Source organism: Vibrio sp. 704, from assembly GCF_033339295.1.
This window is the reverse complement of the sequence record NZ_JAWOUH010000482.1, coordinates 1-679: the sequence shown is the minus strand read 5'-3', so window position 1 is coordinate 679 and position 679 is coordinate 1. Positions and strand designations below refer to the sequence as shown.

The 679-nt window shown below is 47.3% G+C and carries 1 protein-coding gene; it reads right to left on the bottom strand.

Annotated elements, in window-relative coordinates:
• On the bottom strand, positions 1-679 hold a 679-nt coding region (locus tag R7R24_RS27255; RefSeq protein ID WP_318120205.1), incomplete at both ends, for a DNA translocase FtsK 4TM domain-containing protein.

The window sequence follows — 679 nt, the reverse complement described above, 5'->3', positions numbered from 1 at the left end:
AGACTGCGTTTGTATCCGCATAAGATTGGCTTGTTTGTTCTTCTGACGCCCAATCATCTGCTTGCTGCGCTGCAGCTTCCAACTCTTCGATGGTTACATTAAGCTGCTTGGTACGCTCAACCATTGGATCCACGTTATCTGTGCTGACCGCTTTAAGTTGTGGTTCTGGTTCAACATACGTTGGCGTCGCATTTACTGCCGCAACTCGTTGAGTTTGGGGCTCTGGCGTCGGTTTTACCGTAGACGTTTCTGATTTGGCTTGCGGCATATATATAGGATATTCGTGTACTGCCGCTTTCTCTTTTGGTTCTTCAACTTCGTAAGCCGTTAAGTGAGGAAGCGTCTCGTCGTCTTGTTGATCGTCTTCAACGTGTTTTGTTGATACTTTATCCTCAACAAACTCATCAAGCTGAGGCTCTAGCGTCTCTTGTTCTGAACCTCTGAACTTATTCGCGATGGCAGCCAATACCGCTAACGAGCGATCACCAAGCCATTCGACGATGTTCAGCCAAGAAATCCCCGTAAACAAAGTAAAACCAGCCCCCCACAGAAATAGAAGGACGAGTGTTGTACCCAATACATTCAACGTCGGCAGGGCAAGGCTTGATAAAACATCGCCTACTACACCGCCCGATGAGAAGTACCAAATATCATCGAAGTTAATATCGGCAAGGCCGCA